Source organism: Haliea sp. (assembly GCF_041395985.1).
GTDB lineage: Bacteria > Pseudomonadota > Gammaproteobacteria > Pseudomonadales > Halieaceae > Haliea.
Map to the genome: position 1 here is coordinate 72,490 of NZ_JAWKZJ010000003.1, position 17,331 is coordinate 89,820.

A 17,331-nucleotide genomic window follows, 5' to 3' on the forward strand; every position below is an offset into this window, starting at 1 on the left:
GCTCTACTCGGCCACCAGGGGGGCACTGATCAATTCCATATTGCGCACCCGCGAGCGCAGCTCGCGGCTGACATCGCGCAACTCCTGCTCATTGTTGATGACCCGCGGCGTAATGATGACCAGCAGCTCGGTGCGCCGGTTGCTCTCGGAGGTCGTGCCGAACAACGCGCCCAGCACTGGCATGCGGTGCAGCAGGGGCACTCCGGAATCAGTCGCGGTAGCGTTTTCCCGGATGAGGCCGCCCAGCACAACAGACTCATTGCTGCGCACGGCGACCCGGCTCATGATATTGCGCTCGAGGAACGTGCGCTGGCCGGTGGCGGAATCGACATTGCCGACGTCCGTCACCGACTGCTCGACATCCATGGTCACCAGCTGGCCCGCATTCACCGAGGGCCGCACCATCAGTTTCACACCGGTATCCCGGTAGACGATGTTCTCGGTGACCGTGCCACCGTCGGTGGAGGACGTACCCTGGCGCACAGGCACCTGGTCACCCACGTGTATATAAGCAGGATGATTGTCCAGCACCATCACCGAAGGCGAGGAAATCACGTTGATCAGCGAATCCTCCGAAAGCGCGTTGAGCACCGCACTGATATCACCCAGCGAGTTGGTAACCGTGTAGGAGAACCCGGGTGACGTCGCCGAGGGGCCGCCGGTGCTGTTGGCCAGCTGGCCAAAGCCGTCGTAGTCGCTACCCAGGCCGTTCTTGAAGGTCCATTCCAGGCCGTAGCGCAGTTCGTCGGTCAGGCTGACCTCGAGAATACTGGCCTCGATAATCACCTGGGTGGCTATGACATCCAGTTGCCGCAGCGCGTCCTTGATCAGGTCGTACTGTTTACCGGTCGCGTAGATCATCAGGGCGTTATTTTCCTCGTCGGCGACCACGCGCACGTCGGCAACCCCCTGGCCTTCGTCACCGCCGAGGGTGGATGCGCTGGCCGAGCTGCCCGGCGCACTGCCAAAATCGGCACTGAATCCCGCGCTGTCACCCGCACTGTTCGAGTTGCCGCCAAAACCGCCGGAGCCCGAACCGCTGGCTCCGCCACTGGCGCTGCCGATAGACTCCATGGACAGCCCGGGCGCGACCTCGCGATCCGCACCGTACCCGCCGCCCCCGCCGGCACCACTACCGGCGACACTGGCACCACCGGCGTAAATGTTGCTGATCAGGTCCGCCAACCGCGACGCCGTTGTGTTCTGCACGGGATAAACGAACAGCTGTTTTTCAAACTTGGAATCCGGACGCGAATCCAGCCGCTCTATCCACGTGCCCAGGGTATCGAGGTAATGCGAGCGGGGTGTCACCACCAGGAGACTGTTCAGACGCTCGATGGGGATGATTTTCACCAGCTGTCCCACCTCTTCATCGCCATTGCCACCGGTTTTGAGCATACCCTGCAGCACAGTCGCCGTTTCTCCTACCCTGCTGTGCTCCAGGGTGAACAGGCCCACCGACATGCCCTTGAGCAGGTCGACATCAAAGGTGTCCACCATGTCCAGCCAACCGTCGATCTGCATCCGCGTTCCTGCAAGCAGCAACAGGTTGCGCGTGTTGTCGATACGCAGGAAGGCCTGCTCGTCCGCCACCGGTCGCAGTATCTCCGCCATGTTGCTGGCACTGATGTACTGCAGTGGCACAACGACGGTGCTGTAACCCGCACCGGGATCGCGTGGGTTGGAGAGCCGCGGCGCCTGACGGCTCGCCTGCTGCGCGCCTGTAACCAGGTAGCGGTCCTGGCTGTCACGTACCATCACCATCTGGTTGGCACTCAACAGGGATTCAAGGATCGTCAGCAACTGGTCACGGGGGATCGGCGTGCGCGAACGCAGGGTGATCGTGCCCGCCACGGGGCCGTCGAGAATGTAGTCCAGGCCCAGAATATCGCCGAGCACGGCGTGCACCACCTCGCTGAGAGGCGCGTCTTCAAAATTGAGGCTGACGGCATCGCCGACCAGGCGCACCGCGTCACGCTTTCCCGGAATGTGGACCTGCTGGTCGCTGCCGCGATAGATAACCGGCTTCACCCGTTCCTCGGCCGACTCGGCGAGTTCACCGGCACTGCGTGACAGCGCCGGCTCCTGCGCCGCGGCCGATGCGCCGGCAGACGGCTCGGTGGGTTCGCCGCGGTACTGATTGTCCAGCAGCGCACAGCTGGTCAGCAATGGCACCAGCACCAGCAATCTAGAGAACCGTCGTAACATAACCTTTCCTTGACCTTTCCATTATCGTCAGCGCTCGCTGCGCGGCCCTGCTTGTACATGCCTTGTTCAACGCCGACCTCCGAGGGTCAGCTCATCCAGGCCGTCTGCGGCCTGGCCCTGGGGGGCCGAGCCCGGTGCGCCACCGGTCTGCGGGGGAGTGATGATTGACGACGCGCCCTGCGCACGCTCCAGTTCGAGCCGCTCGCGACCGCCACGTGCACTACTCAGCGTGGCGCCGCCACCGTCCATCGACTCCAGCGTCCAGCCCCTGAGCTCATCCCCCACGGCAAGGCGCTGCTGCTTACCTTCCACACGCACAATGATACCGCCGCTCTCGCCACCGCCATATATCCCCAGCAAACGGATACCCTTTAACGGCGACGCCTTCTGCGTCGACGTCTCACCACTGGGCATGCCGCCGTCGTCAACCGGGCGGCGCCCCTCCCAGAACAGCGGGCGCTCGCGCAGTTCAGCGCTTCCCTGGGTATCGAGCAGGCGTCCGGCAATGCGGTCAGCCACAGTCAACGAGGCCGCCGTCGGTTCAATGGGCTCGGGAGACGGCGGCAACAGCACGCGGAGCAGAAACCAGGCAAGCTGCAGCAGCAACAACAGCCCCAGCAGCAACACCAGCAACTCCACGCGGCGCTCGGTACGCTGTGGCTCGTGCTGCACACGATAGCGGTTCATGGCTGCCGCCAGATGCCTCATGAGCGCACCCGCAAGGCCAGAACCTGTACCGTGGCCGTGACGGTTTGCGCTTCAGGTTCGTCGCCACGTGCCCGGTTGCGATCCGGCCACACCTCGATGGACTCCAGCAGCAACAACGGCAGGTAGGCATTGAGGTCTGCGAGGGCGGTATCCAGGGCGGGCAAGCCGCCCGAGGCCGTCAGCTTGACGGCGATATGATCGAAACCATCCTTTTCGCGCACCGGGAGTATCTGGCTGTTACTGACCGACAGACCCGCCGCGCCCAGGATCTCGCGCACGTTCTTCTGCAGGTTGGCGGATACCGTGCCGGGATCGTCCGTCGCGGGATAGACCAGATCAAGCACATCGGAACCCACGACCTGGGCTGCCTCGCGCACCTGGTCTTCCCGGTTCAGCAAGCCCTGGAGGCGGGCAATGCGCGGCTCCAGGCGCTCGATCTGCAACTGGTACGCGCTGCGCATGCCGAACAGACTGATGGCGAGATACAGCAGCAGCAGTGCGGGCACCGCCAGCGTGCCGAGCACCATCACCGCGTAGCGGGGGTTGCCGCGCAACCAGTTCATTGCCCGCCCTCGCGCAGACGCACATTGACGTTGAACTGCTCGATGCCACTGTTGCCGACTGCGGTGATGCCCTGGTCCGCCACTTCCTCGTAGGCGGCTTCCCGTGTCAGGGTCTGCACCACACCGGCCGCGTCCGCGGCGCGTCCACGCAGGCGCAGGTCACGCCCACGCTGGGTGTACTGCACAATATAAGCTTCATCACCCAACAATGCGGTCAGGCGTGCCAGCTCGCGGTGCGGATCCGGGTATTCACGCAGCACATCGTTGACCGCAAGAATCGTCTGGTTGGCCACGGAAAGCGACTGCCGCTGGCGGGTGACACCCGCGGCCTCCCGCTCGACCCGTGTCGCCAGGGCCTCGTACTGCTGTAACCTGAAGTACTTGCTGCCGGCAGCGAGCGCCAGAATAAGCAACAGCAGCAGCAGGGCACCGCCTAGCAGCAGCGCAATGCGCAACAGGCGGCGCTGATAACGCGCCAGACGCGCGCCCTCGCCAAAACCGCGCAACACGATCGGCCGCTCTCCGGCCAGCGCCCAGACCTCGCGCTCGTGCACATCATGGACACCGTGCTGCTGCCCCAAGTGCCGCATGGCCGCACTGCGCGAGGCAATAGCGAGCGTCACCTGCAGGCCCTTCTCGCCGCGCTGGCTCAGCGCCCAGCCCGCAGCGGTATCACCGGCGGGAAAGGGGCTGTTGGCCATGACTTCCAGACGCATGACCGAGTCGAGTTCATCTTCTGCTGCCAGCGGCAGGTGCAGGGTTTTGAACAGCACCAGCGAATCCGGCAGAACAATCGCCGAGCAGGTCGGCTCACCCGCAAGCACCGGTGCGCCCGCATGGAAATTGCCGTGGACACCCGCTCCTTGTACCTGCACCACGTCGTCGAGGCGCGCACGTACGGGGGAGCGGTCACCCCAGAGAAACTCTGCCCAGGCCACCTGCCAGTGGTGCCCTATGCGGCGCATATCGTAGCCGAAGAGATACCATTGTCGGGATTGATCAAGCATAACGCCTAGCGTGCCCCAGCTGTTGTCGTTCTGTCGTCAAGCACTCGCGGCGCCTCGGTTCGTGTTACTCGCCAGGGGAAACCGCTCGCACCCGAACCGCCCTGCAGCGTTACCCAACGCCTGCGCAACCAGCGCCGGCCATCGTATTCGATTATCGCGTCCAGCCGGTATGCAGCGCCAGCGTCCATGCGCAGATGGTCTCGAATACCGTCCAGCAGCGCGCGGTCGAATCCCGGCACCTGTAACCAGTCTTCCACCACACGCGGCCTGAATCCAGCGCCGAAACGCGCAATTCCGCCACCGCGCAACTGTACCACAGCAGCGGCCAGGCGTTGGGCATCTTCGCGCTGTAGAGCGCCAGGCCCGGCAAAGAGCTCCAGCAGCTGTTCGGCTGCGGCGCTGTCTATATCCAGCAACCTTGAAACGGGCACCATACGCACCTGTACCGGCTGTTCACCGAGCATGAAGCTCGCCTCCAGAACCGGCTCCGGAGCAGCGCCCTCGGGCGTACCCTGGGTTTCGCGCAACAGCGCCTGACGTGACAGCAGAAGATGCATCGCACCGTCGCCTGCCGCCATCACCTTGGCACGCGCAATGTGTGTTTGCGCCATGCGCGTATCGACACGCACCTCGGACACAATGCCCACCACCAGCAAGGACATGGCAGCGACAAACCACACCACCATCGCCAAAGCGACGCCACGCTGGCTCTTCGCTTGACGTATCAGCGGCGCTGAATATTCCCGGATCGCGAGCGACATCAGCGTGGCACCGGCATGATCAGCTCCGGCCAGAAACGCCCCGCAGCGCGCAGGCGCAGACGCAAGGCCACCGGCACGCCACCGTTCCGCCACTCCGGCAACCAGTCGCCGCCGGGAACCGCACGGTAGGCCACCTCGAACCCATCCACCCGGGCCACCAGCCGGCGCGACGGCGCCTGCGCCCAGTCAATCGATCGGGCGTCGCCATTGGCCGCCTGCCAGCGCATCACCAGGGCGTCCTCCTCGCGGCTGAAGTGCAGTACGTACTGGCCGCCGAAGCGCTCACCGAAGATGATGTTTGCCTTGAAGGTGAGCACATCGGCCGTGCCCGAGAAATACGCAGCATCCCGCGCCCCGCCACCGAGTGTGAGACCCTCGCCACCGTCGGCACCGAGCGCCGCGCCGTCGACCAGGTCACGCAGCAGACTGCTGACCGTACGCACCTCGTCCACGCGACCCATCATGCGGTCCAGAGACTGCTGCGTATTGGCGAAGGTGCGCAGCGCGGTGATGGTCGCCAACATGATCAGCGACAGCACGGAGAGCGCCACCACCACTTCGACCAGCGTAAAACCCGCCTCGCGAGACCGCATGCTCACTCGCGAGCAACCCCGGCGACCACCGAGTTCAGCACCACCTGTCGCGCCTTGCTGCCATCGGTCCAGCTCACCGCGACCTCGATATCCTGCACGGTACCGGGGGGCAGGCTGCCGCTGCCGGCCTGCGCGGGGCGAGCCTGCACACGCCAGAGAAAGCCCCCCGCTGTTTCACCCTGGGTGCTCAGACCGCTGGCGGGCACCTGCGCATACTCGGCGACCAGCGAGCGGGCCAGCTCAACGCCGTAGGCATATTTTTCCGCAGAACGCGCATTGCGCGTGGCACCACTGGTGGCCTGGTACAGTGCGCCCAGAGACAGCGCGAGAATGGCCAGGGCGACCAGCATTTCCAGCAGCGAAAACCCCAGCCCCCGCCTAGCGTACCGCATAGGTTTCCTGCGTGACCGAACCCAGCAGCCAGTCTACCGTGATACTGACGCCGGCACCCGTTGCCGACTCGATATCGACCCCGCCACCGCTGGCACCGCCCTCGGCGTAGAAGCGAATCACGCCCACGCCGCCGCGGTTCAACTCACTGGCCGAGTGCACCGTCATGGCCACGCTACCCGGCAGCACTTGCTCGGTATTCGCGAAGCGCACGCTGCGCTGCTCGGGGTTGACCTCTACCGTTTGCGTCCGCCCGCTGTGCAGGGCTTCGTAGCGCGCACTGGCGAACAGGGTGACCACATCGCGCACCGCCTGACGATAGCGAATATTGTCGTACATGCGCAGGGTCGAAGGCACCGCCAACGCCATGACCAGGCCGGCGATGGCCAGCGCCGCCATCAGCTCGAGCAGGGAAAACCCGGCGGCCGCTCGCGGCTGCAGGCGCGCCGCACTGCAGGTCACCCTGGCGCTACCAGTTGCCCACATCCTGGTCCTCGCCTTCACCACCGGGGGTGCCGTTCTGACCGTAGCTGAAAATATCGATCTCGCCGTGCTCACCCGGGGATTTGTACTGGTATTCCCGGTTCCAAGGATCCAGCGGCACCGCCGATTTCAGATAGGGCCCATTCCAGCCAGTGGCACTGGCCGGCTTGCTGACCAGCGCCTCAAGCCCCTCGCTGGTTGAAGGAAAGCGCCCCACGTCCAGCTTGTACATTTCCAGCGATTGTTCGAGATCCTTGATCTGTATGGCGGCCGTTTTGGTTTTGGCGCCACCCAGCTGATTCAATACCCTCGGGCCCACCAGACTCATCAGCAGCCCCAGAATCGCCAGCACCACGAGCAGTTCCATGAGTGTAAAACCCGCTGAAGTGCGCCGTGTGCCGCGGCCGCGTCCTGAAATCATGTGCTTGTCCTCGTTAACAGAATGAATGGTCAGCAATGCAGGGGGAATCCGGGGCCAATTACAGCGCCAGGTCGTTGACCGACAGGATACCCAGCAGAATCGCAATAATGATGACGGCGATGATGGCGCCCATGCCCAGGATCAGCACCGGCTCCAGCAGGGTCAGACCACGCTTCACCCCCGCCTGTACATGACCGTCGAATACCCGCGCCAGTTCCAGCATCATCGCATCGAGGCGCCCCGACTCCTCGCCGACGCGGGTCATCTGGATGACCATGGGGGTAAACAGCCCGGTCTCCTCCAGCGCCACCGACATGCGCTTGCCGGACTTCACGGCCGGCGGCAGAACCTGCAGTGCCTGCTTGACCACGCGATTATCCACCGTATCGATCGCGATGGATATCGCCTTGAGCAGGGATACGCCGTTGCCCAATAGAGTGCCCACCGTGCGGGCAAATTTGGACACTTCGAACTGAAACAGTATCCCCCCCACCACCGGCATTTTCAGCAGTCGCGCATCCTTGCTCGCCTGACCTGCATCTGTCGCCAGCCAGTTGCGCAGCCACCAGCCGGCCCCCAGGGCCACCAGCAGCAGCAACCAGCCGTAGCCCGCGATGAAATCCGCCGCGCCGACCACCAGCGCGGTAAGCGGCGGCAGCGCCTCGCCCATGTCCTCGAACAGGGTTTCAAACTGGGGCACCACAAAGCCCAGCATGAGCACGATGGAAAGCACCGCGACCACCAACAGAATCGCCGGGTAGATCAGCGCCGATACCACGTTATCGCGGTTCGCCTTGGCGTTTTGCAAATACTCGACCAGACGGTCCAGGACCGCCGAAAGCTGGCCACTGGCCTCCCCGGACCGCACCATGTTGATGTAGAAATTTCCGAAAACGGATTGGTGCGGCAGCAACGCCTGGCTCAGCGCCTTGCCCGCCTTGACGTCCCGCAGCAGATCCTGCAGCAGCGCCTCCAGCGCGGGCTCCGAGGCCATATCAATCAGCACCTTCAATGCCCGGTCCAGCGGCAGGCCGGCGCGCAGCAGGACGGCCAGTTCACTGGTTGTCGAAAGCACATCGTCGCGCTTGACCGGCTTGCTCGTCGCCGCCTGCTTCGTTTTCCCCGCACCCTCTTCAAGCGCCAGCAGGGTCAGCCCCTGGGCGCGCAACAGGCGGGATGCCACTTCCAGGCCATCCGCTTCCAGCGTGCCATCCAGCGGCTTGCCGTCACGGCCGATGGCCCTGTAGCTGAAATACGCCATATCTAGACTCGCACCCGACAACCGCTCAGGCGGCGTCCGCGCCTGTCGCGGAAGCCCCGGCTTCGCTCTGGTCCTGCGTGACCCGCATGACCTCCTCCAGCGAGGTCTCGCCACGCACCACCTTGCGCAGCCCGTCTTCGTACAGGGTGATCATGCCCTGCCGCCGGGCCGCCGCGTGCAGCAGGGTGGCGTCGGCACCCGACATAATGACGCGATGAATCTCCTCGTCGAGGCAGAACAGTTCGTGAATCGCCGTGCGCCCGGCGTAACCGGTCTGCAGGCAGTGGTCGCAGCCCCGGGCCTGATACACGGTGGTGGCCTGTTGCTGGCTGATGAACGGTGCAAGGCCGTAGCGTTGCACCGCGCTGGCCGTTAATTCCACCGGAACCTTGCAGTGCTTGCAGAGTGTGCGAACCAGGCGTTGTGCCAGCACGCCATTCACCGCCGACGTAATCAGGTAGCGCTCAACCCCCATGTCCTCCAGTCGGGTAATGGCACCGGCGGCCGTATTGGTGTGCAGGGTGGAAAGCACCAGGTGGCCGGTAAGCGCCGATTGCACCCCGATCTGCGCCGTCTCGGTATCGCGCATCTCGCCAATCATGATGATGTCCGGATCCTGACGCAGAATCGCGCGCAGCGCGCGTGCGAAGTTGAGCTCGATCTGGGCCTGCACCTGAATCTGGTTCACGCCCTGCAGCTGATATTCCACAGGATCCTCAACCGTGATGATCTTCAGGCGCTCGGAGTCCAGCGACGCCAGCGAGGCGTAGAGGGTGGTGGTTTTACCGGAACCGGTGGGACCCGTAACCAGCAGCACTCCATGGGGGCTGGCCAGCAGTTTGCGATATCGCTCGAGGGTATCGGCACTGAACCCCATGTCGCTCAGGCTGAGACGGATATTGTCGCGATCCAGCACGCGCATCACGATGCTTTCGCCGTGTACCGTCGGGATGGTAGACACACGCAGGTCCAGCTCGTGGCCCTTCACGCGGATCATGATGCGACCGTCCTGTGGCAGCCGACGCTCGGCAATGTTCATCTGCGCCAACAGTTTGATACGCGATGCGATGGCCTGCCCCAGGCCCGCCGCCGGCGTATCGGTATCCTCCTGCAACACGCCGTCAACCCGGTAGCGCAGCTGCAGGCCGTCTTCAAATGGCTCGATATGAATATCGGAAGCGCCCATATCCACGGCACGGTGAATCAGCTGATTGACCAGACGGATGACCGGCGCCTCGCTGGCGAGGTCGCGCAGATGTTCGATAAAGTCGTCGTCGGACTGGCCGGCAAACTGGTCACCGAGCGTGCTTTCCTCGTCGGCGTCCTCACCGCCCTGCAGACGCAGTTGCTGGGCTCTCGCGATATCACTTTCCAGACCCAGAACGATGCGCACGGGCCGGTCCAGCGCCATGGACAGCGCCTTGGCGAGGAAAGGGTCCTGTGGAACCGCTGCTGCAAAACAGACACCGTCGTCGTCGGCAGCCACCGGCACAACGAGGTTGTTGACGAGGAACTCCTGAGCCACGCCCTCCACCGGCACCGGTTCCTGGGGGTATTCGGTAGCCGGATGCAGCGGAATGCCGAGCTGTTCGCTCAGCGCCACCGCCACATCCAGCTCTGACACCAGGCCCAGCTTGACCAGCACCTGGCCGAAGCGATCGCCCATTTCGCTCTGGGCCAACAGGGTACGTTCGACATCGCGCTCCGATATCTTGCCCTGCTGGACCAGCAGCTCACCAATCCTGATCATGCCCTACCGCCGCTTGCCTTCATTCATGACAGACGGTTGAGACTACCATCTGCTTCCATCAAGCGGCGGATTGTAGCACAGGCCCGGCGCGGATCAGGCGACCTCAAACAACCCGGCTGCGCCCATGCCGCCACCGATACACATGGTGATCACCACATATTTCACGCCGCGGCGCTTGCCCTCGATGAGGGCGTGTCCGACCATGCGCGCGCCACTCATGCCGAAGGGGTGACCGATGGAAATGGCGCCGCCATTGACGTTCAGCCGGTCGTTGTCGATACCCAGTTTGTCACGGCAATACAGCACCTGACAGGCGAAGGCTTCGTTCAGCTCCCACAGGCCAATATCGTCCATTTTCAGACCATGGCGCTGCAGCAACCTGGGAATGGCGAACACCGGACCGATGCCCATCTCATCCGGCCCGCAGCCGGCCACCGCCAGACCGCGATAGATCCCCAGCGGTTGCAGACCCTGCTTGCTCGCCAGCGCGCCGTCCATCAGGACACAGGCGGACGCACCGTCCGACAGCTGTGAGGCGTTGCCCGCGGTGATAAAGCGGCCCTCCTTCACGAACTGCCCGTCCTTGAACACGGGCTCCAGGGCGTTGAGGCTCTCCAGCGTTGTGGAAGGGCGGTTGCCCTCATCCTTTTCCAGGATTACCGCCTCAAAGGTAGTCTCTTTGGTTTCCTTGTTGAACACCGCCTTGGTCGATGCCATGGGCACGATCTCGGCGTCGAACAGCCCGGCCTTCTGCGCCGCCGCGGTGCGCATCTGGCTCTGGAAGGAATACTCGTCCTGCGCTTCACGCGAGACGCCGTAGCGCTCGGAAACGATCTCCGCTGTTTCGATCATCTGGATGTAGGCCTTGGGCGATACGTCCAGCACGGTTTTGGACACATTCCGGTAGCTGTTCTTGTGCTTGTTCTGCACCAGGGAAATGGACTCGAGGCCACCCGCAACAGCAACGTCGTACTCGTTGCACATGATGGCCTTCGCCGCGGTGGCGATGGTCATCAGCCCGGAGGAGCACTGCCGGTCCATGGTCATCCCGGCGGTGGTGTCGGGCAGACCGCCCGCCACGCCACAGAGCCGGCCGAGGTTGTAGGCCTGGGTGCCCTGCTGCGCCGCCGCACCCATGATGCAGTCGTCGACCATCGCGGGATCGATACCGGCGCGCGCAACCGCCGCGCGGACAACGTGGCCGCCCAGCGCGGGTGCTTCAGTGTCATTGAAGGCGCCGCGGAAGGCCTTGCCGATGGGGGTTCTGGCGGTGCTGACGATAACTGCGTCTCTCATGGTGTACTCCCTTGGTTCGGTTGTGACGGTTACGTTGTTGTGTCGAGTTGGCGATTGTACTGCGATGGGCCTGAAATTGCTTTGCGACCGGTGTTTGCCGTTCTGTGGCTGTTAGTACCTCAAGCGGAGAACTGGCGGTGCCTCAAGCCGGATGGCTGGTGGTGACTCGATCCGGAACGGCTGGGGTGCCTCAATCCCGAGTGGCTGGTGGTGCCTCAATCCGGAGTGGCTGGTGGTGCCTCAATCCGGAGTGGCTGGTAGTGCCTCAATCCGGAGTGGCTGGTGGTGCCTCAATCCGGAGTGGCTACGGGGTTGCCCCTGACAAAACACGCCGTGAACCCATCCATGGGGGCTTCGCGCTCGCATCCATGCGAGCGAGAGTTTTGTCAGGGGCAACCCCGCATCCACTCCTGACTTACAGGAAGGCTGCGGATGCGTACGCCTGAACAAACCCAAAACACCACCAAACATCACACTCACGAACTGGCAAGGTCGGTAGGAGGCTGTGGGGCCGGGGCGCCGGGCGGGATCGTAGCAAACAGGGATGTTTGCTTCGAGCCTACAGGGACGTATTCACGGCGAGTCCCGACCGGCGCCCCGGCCCTACGGCCTCCGGCACGCCTCACCATAAACCAGCGACACAACCCACCATCACGCGCCCCCATCAAGCCCGCTGACTGGAGCAGGACACAATTTCCCCGGTCATGTACCCCGAATAGTCCGAGGCCAGAAACATCATCACGTTCGCGACTTCCCAGACTTCCGCGGCGCGCCCGAAAGCCTCCTTCGCCGCCAGCTCCTCCAGCAGTTCCATCGGCGTGGTTTTTTTCAGGAACTCATGGAAGGCGATGGAGGGTGATACCGCATTGATGCGGACACCGTGATCCGCCGCTTCCAGTGCGGCACAGCGGGTGAGCGCCATGACCCCGGCTTTGGCGGCGGCATAATGGCACTGCTCTTTCTGTGCGCGCCAACCAAGCACCGAGGCGTTGTTCACGATAACGCCGGCACCGCGGGGCTGCATTTTACGCAGCATGGCGCGGGTCATGCGCATGGTACCGGTGAGCGTAATATCCAGCACGCGACTCCACTCGTCATCCGCCATATCCACCAGCAGCCGGGTGCCGCCCAGACCTGCGTTGTTGATGAGGACGTCAACGCCATCCATGGTGTCTTCGGCGAAATCCACCAGCGCCTGCACGTCGCTCTCCACCGTCACATTCGCCAGTTTTCCGTACACGGCCTGCAGGCCGGTGTCTGCCTTCAGCTGCTCAACGGCTTTCGCCAGTCGGCCTTCGTGAATATCGCTGATCATGACCGCGCGGGCGCCTTCTTCGGCAGCACGGGTGGCCGCCGCGAAGCCAATGCCGGCACCGGCTGCTGCGGTGATGAGCACCGACTTGCCTGCAAGCAGGTTGTGTCCGGCGACGTAGGGTGGTGGTTCTTTCAATGCCATGCTGTCAGTCTCCTTTGGCCCGCAAGGCCCTAGCCGCGAGGTTCGCGGGGCATGCCGAGTGCACGCTCGGCGATGATGTTGCGCTGGATCTGGTTGGTGCCGCCGTAAATGGTGTCAGCGCGGGTAAACAGGTACATCGACTGCAGCCGGCTGAGGCCGTAGGGCGCCTCGGGAACAATCTCGCTCTCCGCGCCCAGCACATCCATCGCCAGCTTGCCGAGGTTACGGTGCCAGCTGGACCAGTAGAGCTTGTAGATCATCGCCTCTTTTTGCAGGCTGCCGTCATCGCCACCGCCAGAGAGCATACGCATGCTGTTGAAACGCATGATGCGCAGCCCGATATGCGCCTCGGCAATGCGCTGGCGCAGTGCGGGATCGCGCGCCGCGCCGTTCGCCCTGGCCACACGGACGATTTCGTCCAGTTCGTTCTGGAACAGCATCTGTTGTCCCAGCGTGGACACGCCACGCTCAAAGCCCAGCAGCCCCATGGCCACTTTCCAGCCCTCGCCGGGAGCACCCACGATATCGTCGGCAGCGCAGACCGCGTCGTCGAAGAAGACCTCGTTGAACTCACTGGTTCCGGTGAGCTGCTCGATCGGGCGCACAGTAACGCCAGGCTGATCCATCGCTACCAGAAAAAAGCCGAGCCCCTTGTGCGCGACAGATTCGGGATCGGTGCGGGCGATTACGAATACGTACTGGGATTCGTGGGCCAGCGAGGTCCACACCTTCTGGCCGTTGATGCGCCACTCCCCGGTATTTTCATCCAGCCGCGCACGGGTTTTGACGTTGGCCAGGTCGGAGCCGGCGGACGGCTCGGAATAGCCCTGGCACCAGAACTCACGGCCCGCCCGTATGCCCGGAAGGTAACGCTCCCGCTGCGCATCGCTGCCAAAGGCAATCAGCGTTGGCCCCATCAGGGTCTCGCCGATGTGCCCCATACGACCCGGGCCGCCGGCGCGCGCGTATTCCTCGTTGAAAATCACCTGCTGTTCCACAGTGGCCGCGCGGCCGCCGTGTTGCTTTGGCCAGCCGATACAGGTCCAGCCGCCTTCCGCCAGTTTCTGCTCCCAGGCCTTGCGCTCCTCGACAAAGGAATGCTCGTCACCCGGGCCGCCGCGAAAACGGATGGGTTCAAACTCACCGCACAGATTGTCGGCCAGCCAGCTCACCACCTCTTCACGGAATAGCTCGTCCTCGGGACTGAAGCTTAGTTTCATGCAACACCTCCATCAAGCAGCTGCCGCGCGAGTCGCTCACGGTGCCAGGCCGCATCACCCAGCAGGGTCTCGGTTGACTTGGCGCGTTTGAAGTACAGCTGTATGTCGTACTCTGCCGTGATCCCGACGCCGCCGTGCAGCTGAATACCGGTGCCGGCATTGAAAAATGCCGCCTCTGAGCAGTAGGCCTTGGCGATGCTCGCAGCCTCCGCCAGGCCGGAACCCAGCGGCCTGTCGGCCAGCGCTTCGTCGGCGATGCAGGCCGCGTAGTAGGCGGCGGAGCGCGCTGCCTCGACCTTCAGCATCATGTCGGCGGCCTTGTGTTTGATCGCCTGGTAGGAGGCGATAGTACGCCCGAACTGCACACGCTCCGTGGTGTAGGCCACCGAGCTGTCCAGCGACTGCTGTGCGACACCCACCTGCTCCGCAGCCAGCGCCACGGTGGCCAGGTCCAGTATCTTCGCCAGCGCAGGCCAGGCCTCGCCCGCTGCGCCCATGCAGGCGTCGCCGCCCACCCGCACCTTGTCCAGCACGATGCGCGCCTGTTTGCGCGTCTGGTCCATGGTCGGCAGCCACTGCCGGCTGATGCCCGCCGTATCTGCCGGCAGCACAAACAGGCTGACGCCTTCGACACCTGCACTGCCCGGCGCACGCACGGCGAGCACGAGAATGTCGGCAGTGTGTCCGTCCAGGACGTAGCGGTACTCGCCGTTCAACAGAAAACCGTCACCGTCGGCGGCACAGGTCACCTGAATCGCGTCGGCATCGGGGCGACTGCCCGGCGCCATAAACGCCAGGGTGGCGGTTTTGCCGCTGGCGATCTCACCCAGGTAGTGGCTCTGCTGTGCTTCGCTGCCGGCAACCAGCAGCGCGTTGACCGCAAAGCCGACGGTAGAGAGAAAGGGGGCACACAACAACGTACGACCCATCTGCTCCTGCATGGCAGCCAGCTCGACAAACCCCAGCCCAAGGCCACCACAGGCTTCCGGGATGTGCAGGGCGGGCCACATCATCTCCTGACTGATCTGCTGCCAGAGCGCTTCGCTGTAGCCGCGCTCGGTCGCCATCGCCTCGCGCACCGCGGCGGGGGTGGAGACCTCGGCGAGAAACGCCTCGGCGGTGTCGCGGATCATTTGCTGCTCTTCGGTAAAACGAAATTCCATGCGACCTGCCTCAGGTGCCGTAGACTTTTTGCGCCGGCACCTCACGCGCCAGCAACTGCTGTACCGCACCGGCCACTTCCTCCGGTAGCCAGCGATCCCCCTTGTCCACCGGCTCTGTGGAGCGCCAGCCGTCGGCAATGGAGATGCGACCGCCCTCGGCTTCGAACACGCGACCGGTGACCGCCGAGGACTCGGTGGAGACCAGGTAGGCAAACAGCGAGGACACATTTTCCGGTGCCCAGTAGTCGAAGCTGCCATCCTCGGGCTTGGCCATGCGCTGCGCCATTTCCTCAACAGCGGTAGTCATGCCAGTGCGCGCTGCGGGGGCCACGGCATTCGCCGTGATGCCGTAGCGGGCCAGCTCTGCCGCCTGGTTCAGGGTCAGCGCGGCAATGCCGGCTTTTGCCGCCGCATAGTTCGACTGGCCGATAGAGCCCTGAAGGCCGGCACCGGAGGTGGTGTTGATGATACGTGCGTCGACTGCCTTGCCCGCTTTCGACTGACCACGCCAGTAGTGCACAGCGTGGGAGCTGATGCAGAAATGCCCCTTCAGATGCACCGCCATGATCGTGTCCCACTCGGCCTCGGTCATCGAGGCGAACATGCGATCCCGATTGACGCCGGCATTGTTGACGACGGCATGCAGGTCACCGAAGGTCTCAATGGCCTGCTTCACCGCATTCAGGCTGTCGTCGTAATGGGTGATGTCCGATGTATTCACCACCGCCTCACCGCCTGCCTTGCGGATATCGTCCACCACGGCCTGCGCCGCCGCCTCGTTGATGTCGTTGACGACGACCTTTGCGCCCTCACCGGCGAGCACCCGCGCGTGTGCAGCACCCAAGCCGCCCCCGGCACCGGTGATAATTACCACACGTCCTTCACATATCTTGCTCATATCACAGCCTCTCGATAATCGTCACGTTCGCCTGACCGCCGCCTTCACACATGGTTTGCAGGCCGTAACGGCCGCCACTGCGCTCCAGCTCGTGCAGCAGGGTGGTCATCAGTTTGGTGCCGGTTGCGCCCAGCGGATGTCCGAGGGCAATGGCACCACCGTTGACGTTGGTCTTGGCCGGATCGAAGCCGGTGTCATGCAGCCACGCCATCGCCACCGACGCAAAGGCCTCGTTGATCTCCACCAGATCGATGTCGGCCAGGCGCATGCCGGCACGCTTGAGCGCGTACTCCGTTGCAGGGATCGGCGCGGTGAGCATCCAGATAGGGTCTGCAGCGCGCACGCTCATGTGCGCAATGCGGGCCCGGGGAGTCAGGTTATAGCGCTTCAGGGCGGCCTCGGAGACAATCAGCATCGCGGAGGAGGCATCACAGGTCTGGCTGGACACCGCCGCCGTGATCGTCCCACCCTCCTGCAGCGGCTGCAGCTCGGCCATTTTCTCCATGGTCGTCTGGCGCGGGGTTTCGTCCATTTCCACGCCGGCCAGCGGCGCGATTTCGCGCGCGAAACGGCCTTCATTGATGGCCTGCAATGCCCGTGTATGGGATTGCAGTGCAAACGCTTCCATATCGCTGCGGCTGAAGCCCCACTTATCGGCGATCATTTGTGCCGAGTTGAACTGTGACACGGGTACCTTGCCGTAGCGGGCCACCCAGCCCTCACTTCCCGAAAAGGGATCAGTGAAGCCCAAAGGCTCCGCCGCCAGCATGGCGGAGGAGATCGGGATTTGCGTCATGGTTTGTACGCCACCCGCAATCACCACATCGTTGACACCTGCCATGATCGCCTGCGCGGCAAAATGCACAGCCTGCTGCGATGAACCGCACTGCCGGTCGATTGTCGTACCGGGCACGGCTTCATCCAGGCCGGCAGCCAGCCAGCAGGTACGGGCGATATCTCCGGCCAGCGGGCCAATGGTGTCCACGCAGCCAAACATGACGTCGTCGTAGTCCGCGTCTGGAATACCATTGCGCTCCACCAGGGTCTTCAGCACGTGAGCCCCGAGATCCGCGCCGTGAACCCCCGCAAGCCCGCCCTTGCGGCGGCCGGTCGGGCTGCGCACTGCATCTACAATATAGGCATCCGCCATGAT

17 protein-coding genes are annotated in these 17,331 nt (G+C 63.7%); all 17 read right to left on the reverse strand.

Features of this window, described 5'->3' with window-relative positions; translation table 11 throughout:
- Window positions 1–3: 3 nt before the first annotated feature.
- The 17 genes from gspD to R3E49_RS06885 all read right to left on the reverse strand — a co-directional run bounded on the left by gspD (window position 4) and on the right by R3E49_RS06885 (window position 17,328).
- Window positions 4–2,208 (reverse strand): type II secretion system secretin GspD, encoded by a 2,205-nt coding sequence (gene gspD, locus R3E49_RS06805; protein WP_371294355.1) that lies wholly within the window; start codon window positions 2,206–2,208, stop codon window positions 4–6.
- A gap of 66 nt (window positions 2,209–2,274) precedes the next feature.
- The gene (locus R3E49_RS06810; RefSeq protein WP_371294356.1) at window positions 2,275–2,916 is read right to left on the reverse strand and encodes a hypothetical protein; all 642 of its coding nucleotides are present in this window, start codon (window positions 2,914–2,916) and stop codon (window positions 2,275–2,277) included.
- Window positions 2,913–3,479 (reverse strand): type II secretion system protein GspM, encoded by a 567-nt coding sequence (gspM, locus tag R3E49_RS06815; protein ID WP_371294357.1) that lies wholly within the window; start codon window positions 3,477–3,479, stop codon window positions 2,913–2,915. Before gspM ends, R3E49_RS06810 begins: the two co-directional genes overlap by 4 nt.
- Window positions 3,476–4,486: a hypothetical protein gene (locus R3E49_RS06820; RefSeq protein ID WP_371294358.1), complete on the reverse strand. Its 1,011-nt coding sequence runs from the start codon at window positions 4,484–4,486 to the stop codon at window positions 3,476–3,478. Before R3E49_RS06820 ends, gspM begins: the two co-directional genes overlap by 4 nt.
- A gap of 5 nt (window positions 4,487–4,491) precedes the next feature.
- The gene (locus tag R3E49_RS06825; protein ID WP_371294359.1) at window positions 4,492–5,247 is read right to left on the reverse strand and encodes a hypothetical protein; all 756 of its coding nucleotides are present in this window, start codon (window positions 5,245–5,247) and stop codon (window positions 4,492–4,494) included.
- Window positions 5,247–5,840 (reverse strand): type II secretion system protein J, encoded by a 594-nt coding sequence (locus tag R3E49_RS06830; RefSeq protein WP_371294647.1) that lies wholly within the window; start codon window positions 5,838–5,840, stop codon window positions 5,247–5,249. Before R3E49_RS06830 ends, R3E49_RS06825 begins: the two co-directional genes overlap by 1 nt.
- Before the next feature lie 2 nt (window positions 5,841–5,842).
- On the reverse strand, window positions 5,843–6,232 hold the full coding sequence (locus R3E49_RS06835; protein ID WP_371294360.1) for a prepilin-type N-terminal cleavage/methylation domain-containing protein: 390 nt from the start codon (window positions 6,230–6,232) through the stop codon (window positions 5,843–5,845).
- Window positions 6,219–6,716, reverse strand: coding sequence for a Tfp pilus assembly protein FimT/FimU (locus tag R3E49_RS06840; protein WP_371294361.1), 498 nt, complete (start codon window positions 6,714–6,716; stop codon window positions 6,219–6,221). Before R3E49_RS06840 ends, R3E49_RS06835 begins: the two co-directional genes overlap by 14 nt.
- Window positions 6,700–7,134, reverse strand: coding sequence for a type II secretion system major pseudopilin GspG (gene gspG, locus R3E49_RS06845; protein ID WP_371294362.1), 435 nt, complete (start codon window positions 7,132–7,134; stop codon window positions 6,700–6,702). The genes R3E49_RS06840 and gspG overlap by 17 nt, the downstream gene beginning before the upstream one ends.
- A gap of 58 nt (window positions 7,135–7,192) precedes the next feature.
- Window positions 7,193–8,395, reverse strand: a complete 1,203-nt coding sequence (locus R3E49_RS06850) for a type II secretion system F family protein (protein ID WP_371294363.1) — start codon at window positions 8,393–8,395, stop codon at window positions 7,193–7,195.
- 25 nt (window positions 8,396–8,420) lie between these two features.
- A complete protein-coding gene (locus tag R3E49_RS06855) occupies window positions 8,421–10,145 on the reverse strand; it encodes a GspE/PulE family protein (protein WP_371294364.1) in 1,725 nt (574 codons plus the stop codon).
- 93 nt (window positions 10,146–10,238) lie between these two features.
- Complete coding sequence (locus tag R3E49_RS06860; protein ID WP_371294365.1) at window positions 10,239–11,441, reverse strand: acetyl-CoA C-acyltransferase; 1,203 nt, start codon at window positions 11,439–11,441, stop codon at window positions 10,239–10,241.
- A 664-nt stretch (window positions 11,442–12,105) separates the two neighbouring features.
- A complete protein-coding gene (locus R3E49_RS06865; protein WP_371294366.1) occupies window positions 12,106–12,897 on the reverse strand; it encodes an SDR family oxidoreductase in 792 nt (263 codons plus the stop codon).
- A gap of 29 nt (window positions 12,898–12,926) precedes the next feature.
- On the reverse strand, window positions 12,927–14,117 hold the full coding sequence (locus R3E49_RS06870) for an acyl-CoA dehydrogenase family protein (protein ID WP_371294367.1): 1,191 nt from the start codon (window positions 14,115–14,117) through the stop codon (window positions 12,927–12,929).
- A complete protein-coding gene (locus R3E49_RS06875; RefSeq protein WP_371294368.1) occupies window positions 14,114–15,280 on the reverse strand; it encodes an acyl-CoA dehydrogenase family protein in 1,167 nt (388 codons plus the stop codon). The genes R3E49_RS06870 and R3E49_RS06875 overlap by 4 nt, the downstream gene beginning before the upstream one ends.
- Before the next feature lie 10 nt (window positions 15,281–15,290).
- Window positions 15,291–16,178, reverse strand: coding sequence for an SDR family oxidoreductase (locus R3E49_RS06880; RefSeq protein ID WP_371294369.1), 888 nt, complete (start codon window positions 16,176–16,178; stop codon window positions 15,291–15,293).
- Between the two features lies 1 nt (window position 16,179).
- Window positions 16,180–17,328 (reverse strand): acetyl-CoA C-acetyltransferase, encoded by a 1,149-nt coding sequence (locus tag R3E49_RS06885; protein ID WP_371294370.1) that lies wholly within the window; start codon window positions 17,326–17,328, stop codon window positions 16,180–16,182.
- Window positions 17,329–17,331: the final 3 nt, after the last annotated feature.

What these genes read in the sequence shown, in the direction of transcription:
- gspD (WP_371294355.1), bottom strand. Translation starts at nt 2,208, where the DNA reads ATGTTACGACGGTTCTCTAGATTGCTGGTGCTGGTGCCATTGCTGACC.
- R3E49_RS06810 (WP_371294356.1), bottom strand. Translation starts at nt 2,916, where the DNA reads ATGAGGCATCTGGCGGCAGCCATGAACCGCTATCGTGTGCAGCACGAG.
- gspM (WP_371294357.1), bottom strand. Translation starts at nt 3,479, where the DNA reads ATGAACTGGTTGCGCGGCAACCCCCGCTACGCGGTGATGGTGCTCGGC.
- R3E49_RS06820 (WP_371294358.1), bottom strand. Translation starts at nt 4,486, where the DNA reads ATGCTTGATCAATCCCGACAATGGTATCTCTTCGGCTACGATATGCGC.
- R3E49_RS06825 (WP_371294359.1), bottom strand. Translation starts at nt 5,247, where the DNA reads ATGTCGCTCGCGATCCGGGAATATTCAGCGCCGCTGATACGTCAAGCG.
- R3E49_RS06830 (WP_371294647.1), bottom strand. Translation starts at nt 5,840, where the DNA reads ATGCGGTCTCGCGAGGCGGGTTTTACGCTGGTCGAAGTGGTGGTGGCG.
- R3E49_RS06835 (WP_371294360.1), bottom strand. Translation starts at nt 6,232, where the DNA reads ATGCGGTACGCTAGGCGGGGGCTGGGGTTTTCGCTGCTGGAAATGCTG.
- R3E49_RS06840 (WP_371294361.1), bottom strand. Translation starts at nt 6,716, where the DNA reads ATGTGGGCAACTGGTAGCGCCAGGGTGACCTGCAGTGCGGCGCGCCTG.
- gspG (WP_371294362.1), bottom strand. Translation starts at nt 7,134, where the DNA reads ATGATTTCAGGACGCGGCCGCGGCACACGGCGCACTTCAGCGGGTTTT.
- R3E49_RS06850 (WP_371294363.1), bottom strand. Translation starts at nt 8,395, where the DNA reads ATGGCGTATTTCAGCTACAGGGCCATCGGCCGTGACGGCAAGCCGCTG.
- R3E49_RS06855 (WP_371294364.1), bottom strand. Translation starts at nt 10,145, where the DNA reads ATGATCAGGATTGGTGAGCTGCTGGTCCAGCAGGGCAAGATATCGGAG.
- R3E49_RS06860 (WP_371294365.1), bottom strand. Translation starts at nt 11,441, where the DNA reads ATGAGAGACGCAGTTATCGTCAGCACCGCCAGAACCCCCATCGGCAAG.
- R3E49_RS06865 (WP_371294366.1), bottom strand. Translation starts at nt 12,897, where the DNA reads ATGGCATTGAAAGAACCACCACCCTACGTCGCCGGACACAACCTGCTT.
- R3E49_RS06870 (WP_371294367.1), bottom strand. Translation starts at nt 14,117, where the DNA reads ATGAAACTAAGCTTCAGTCCCGAGGACGAGCTATTCCGTGAAGAGGTG.
- R3E49_RS06875 (WP_371294368.1), bottom strand. Translation starts at nt 15,280, where the DNA reads ATGGAATTTCGTTTTACCGAAGAGCAGCAAATGATCCGCGACACCGCC.
- R3E49_RS06880 (WP_371294369.1), bottom strand. Translation starts at nt 16,178, where the DNA reads ATGAGCAAGATATGTGAAGGACGTGTGGTAATTATCACCGGTGCCGGG.
- R3E49_RS06885 (WP_371294370.1), bottom strand. Translation starts at nt 17,328, where the DNA reads ATGGCGGATGCCTATATTGTAGATGCAGTGCGCAGCCCGACCGGCCGC.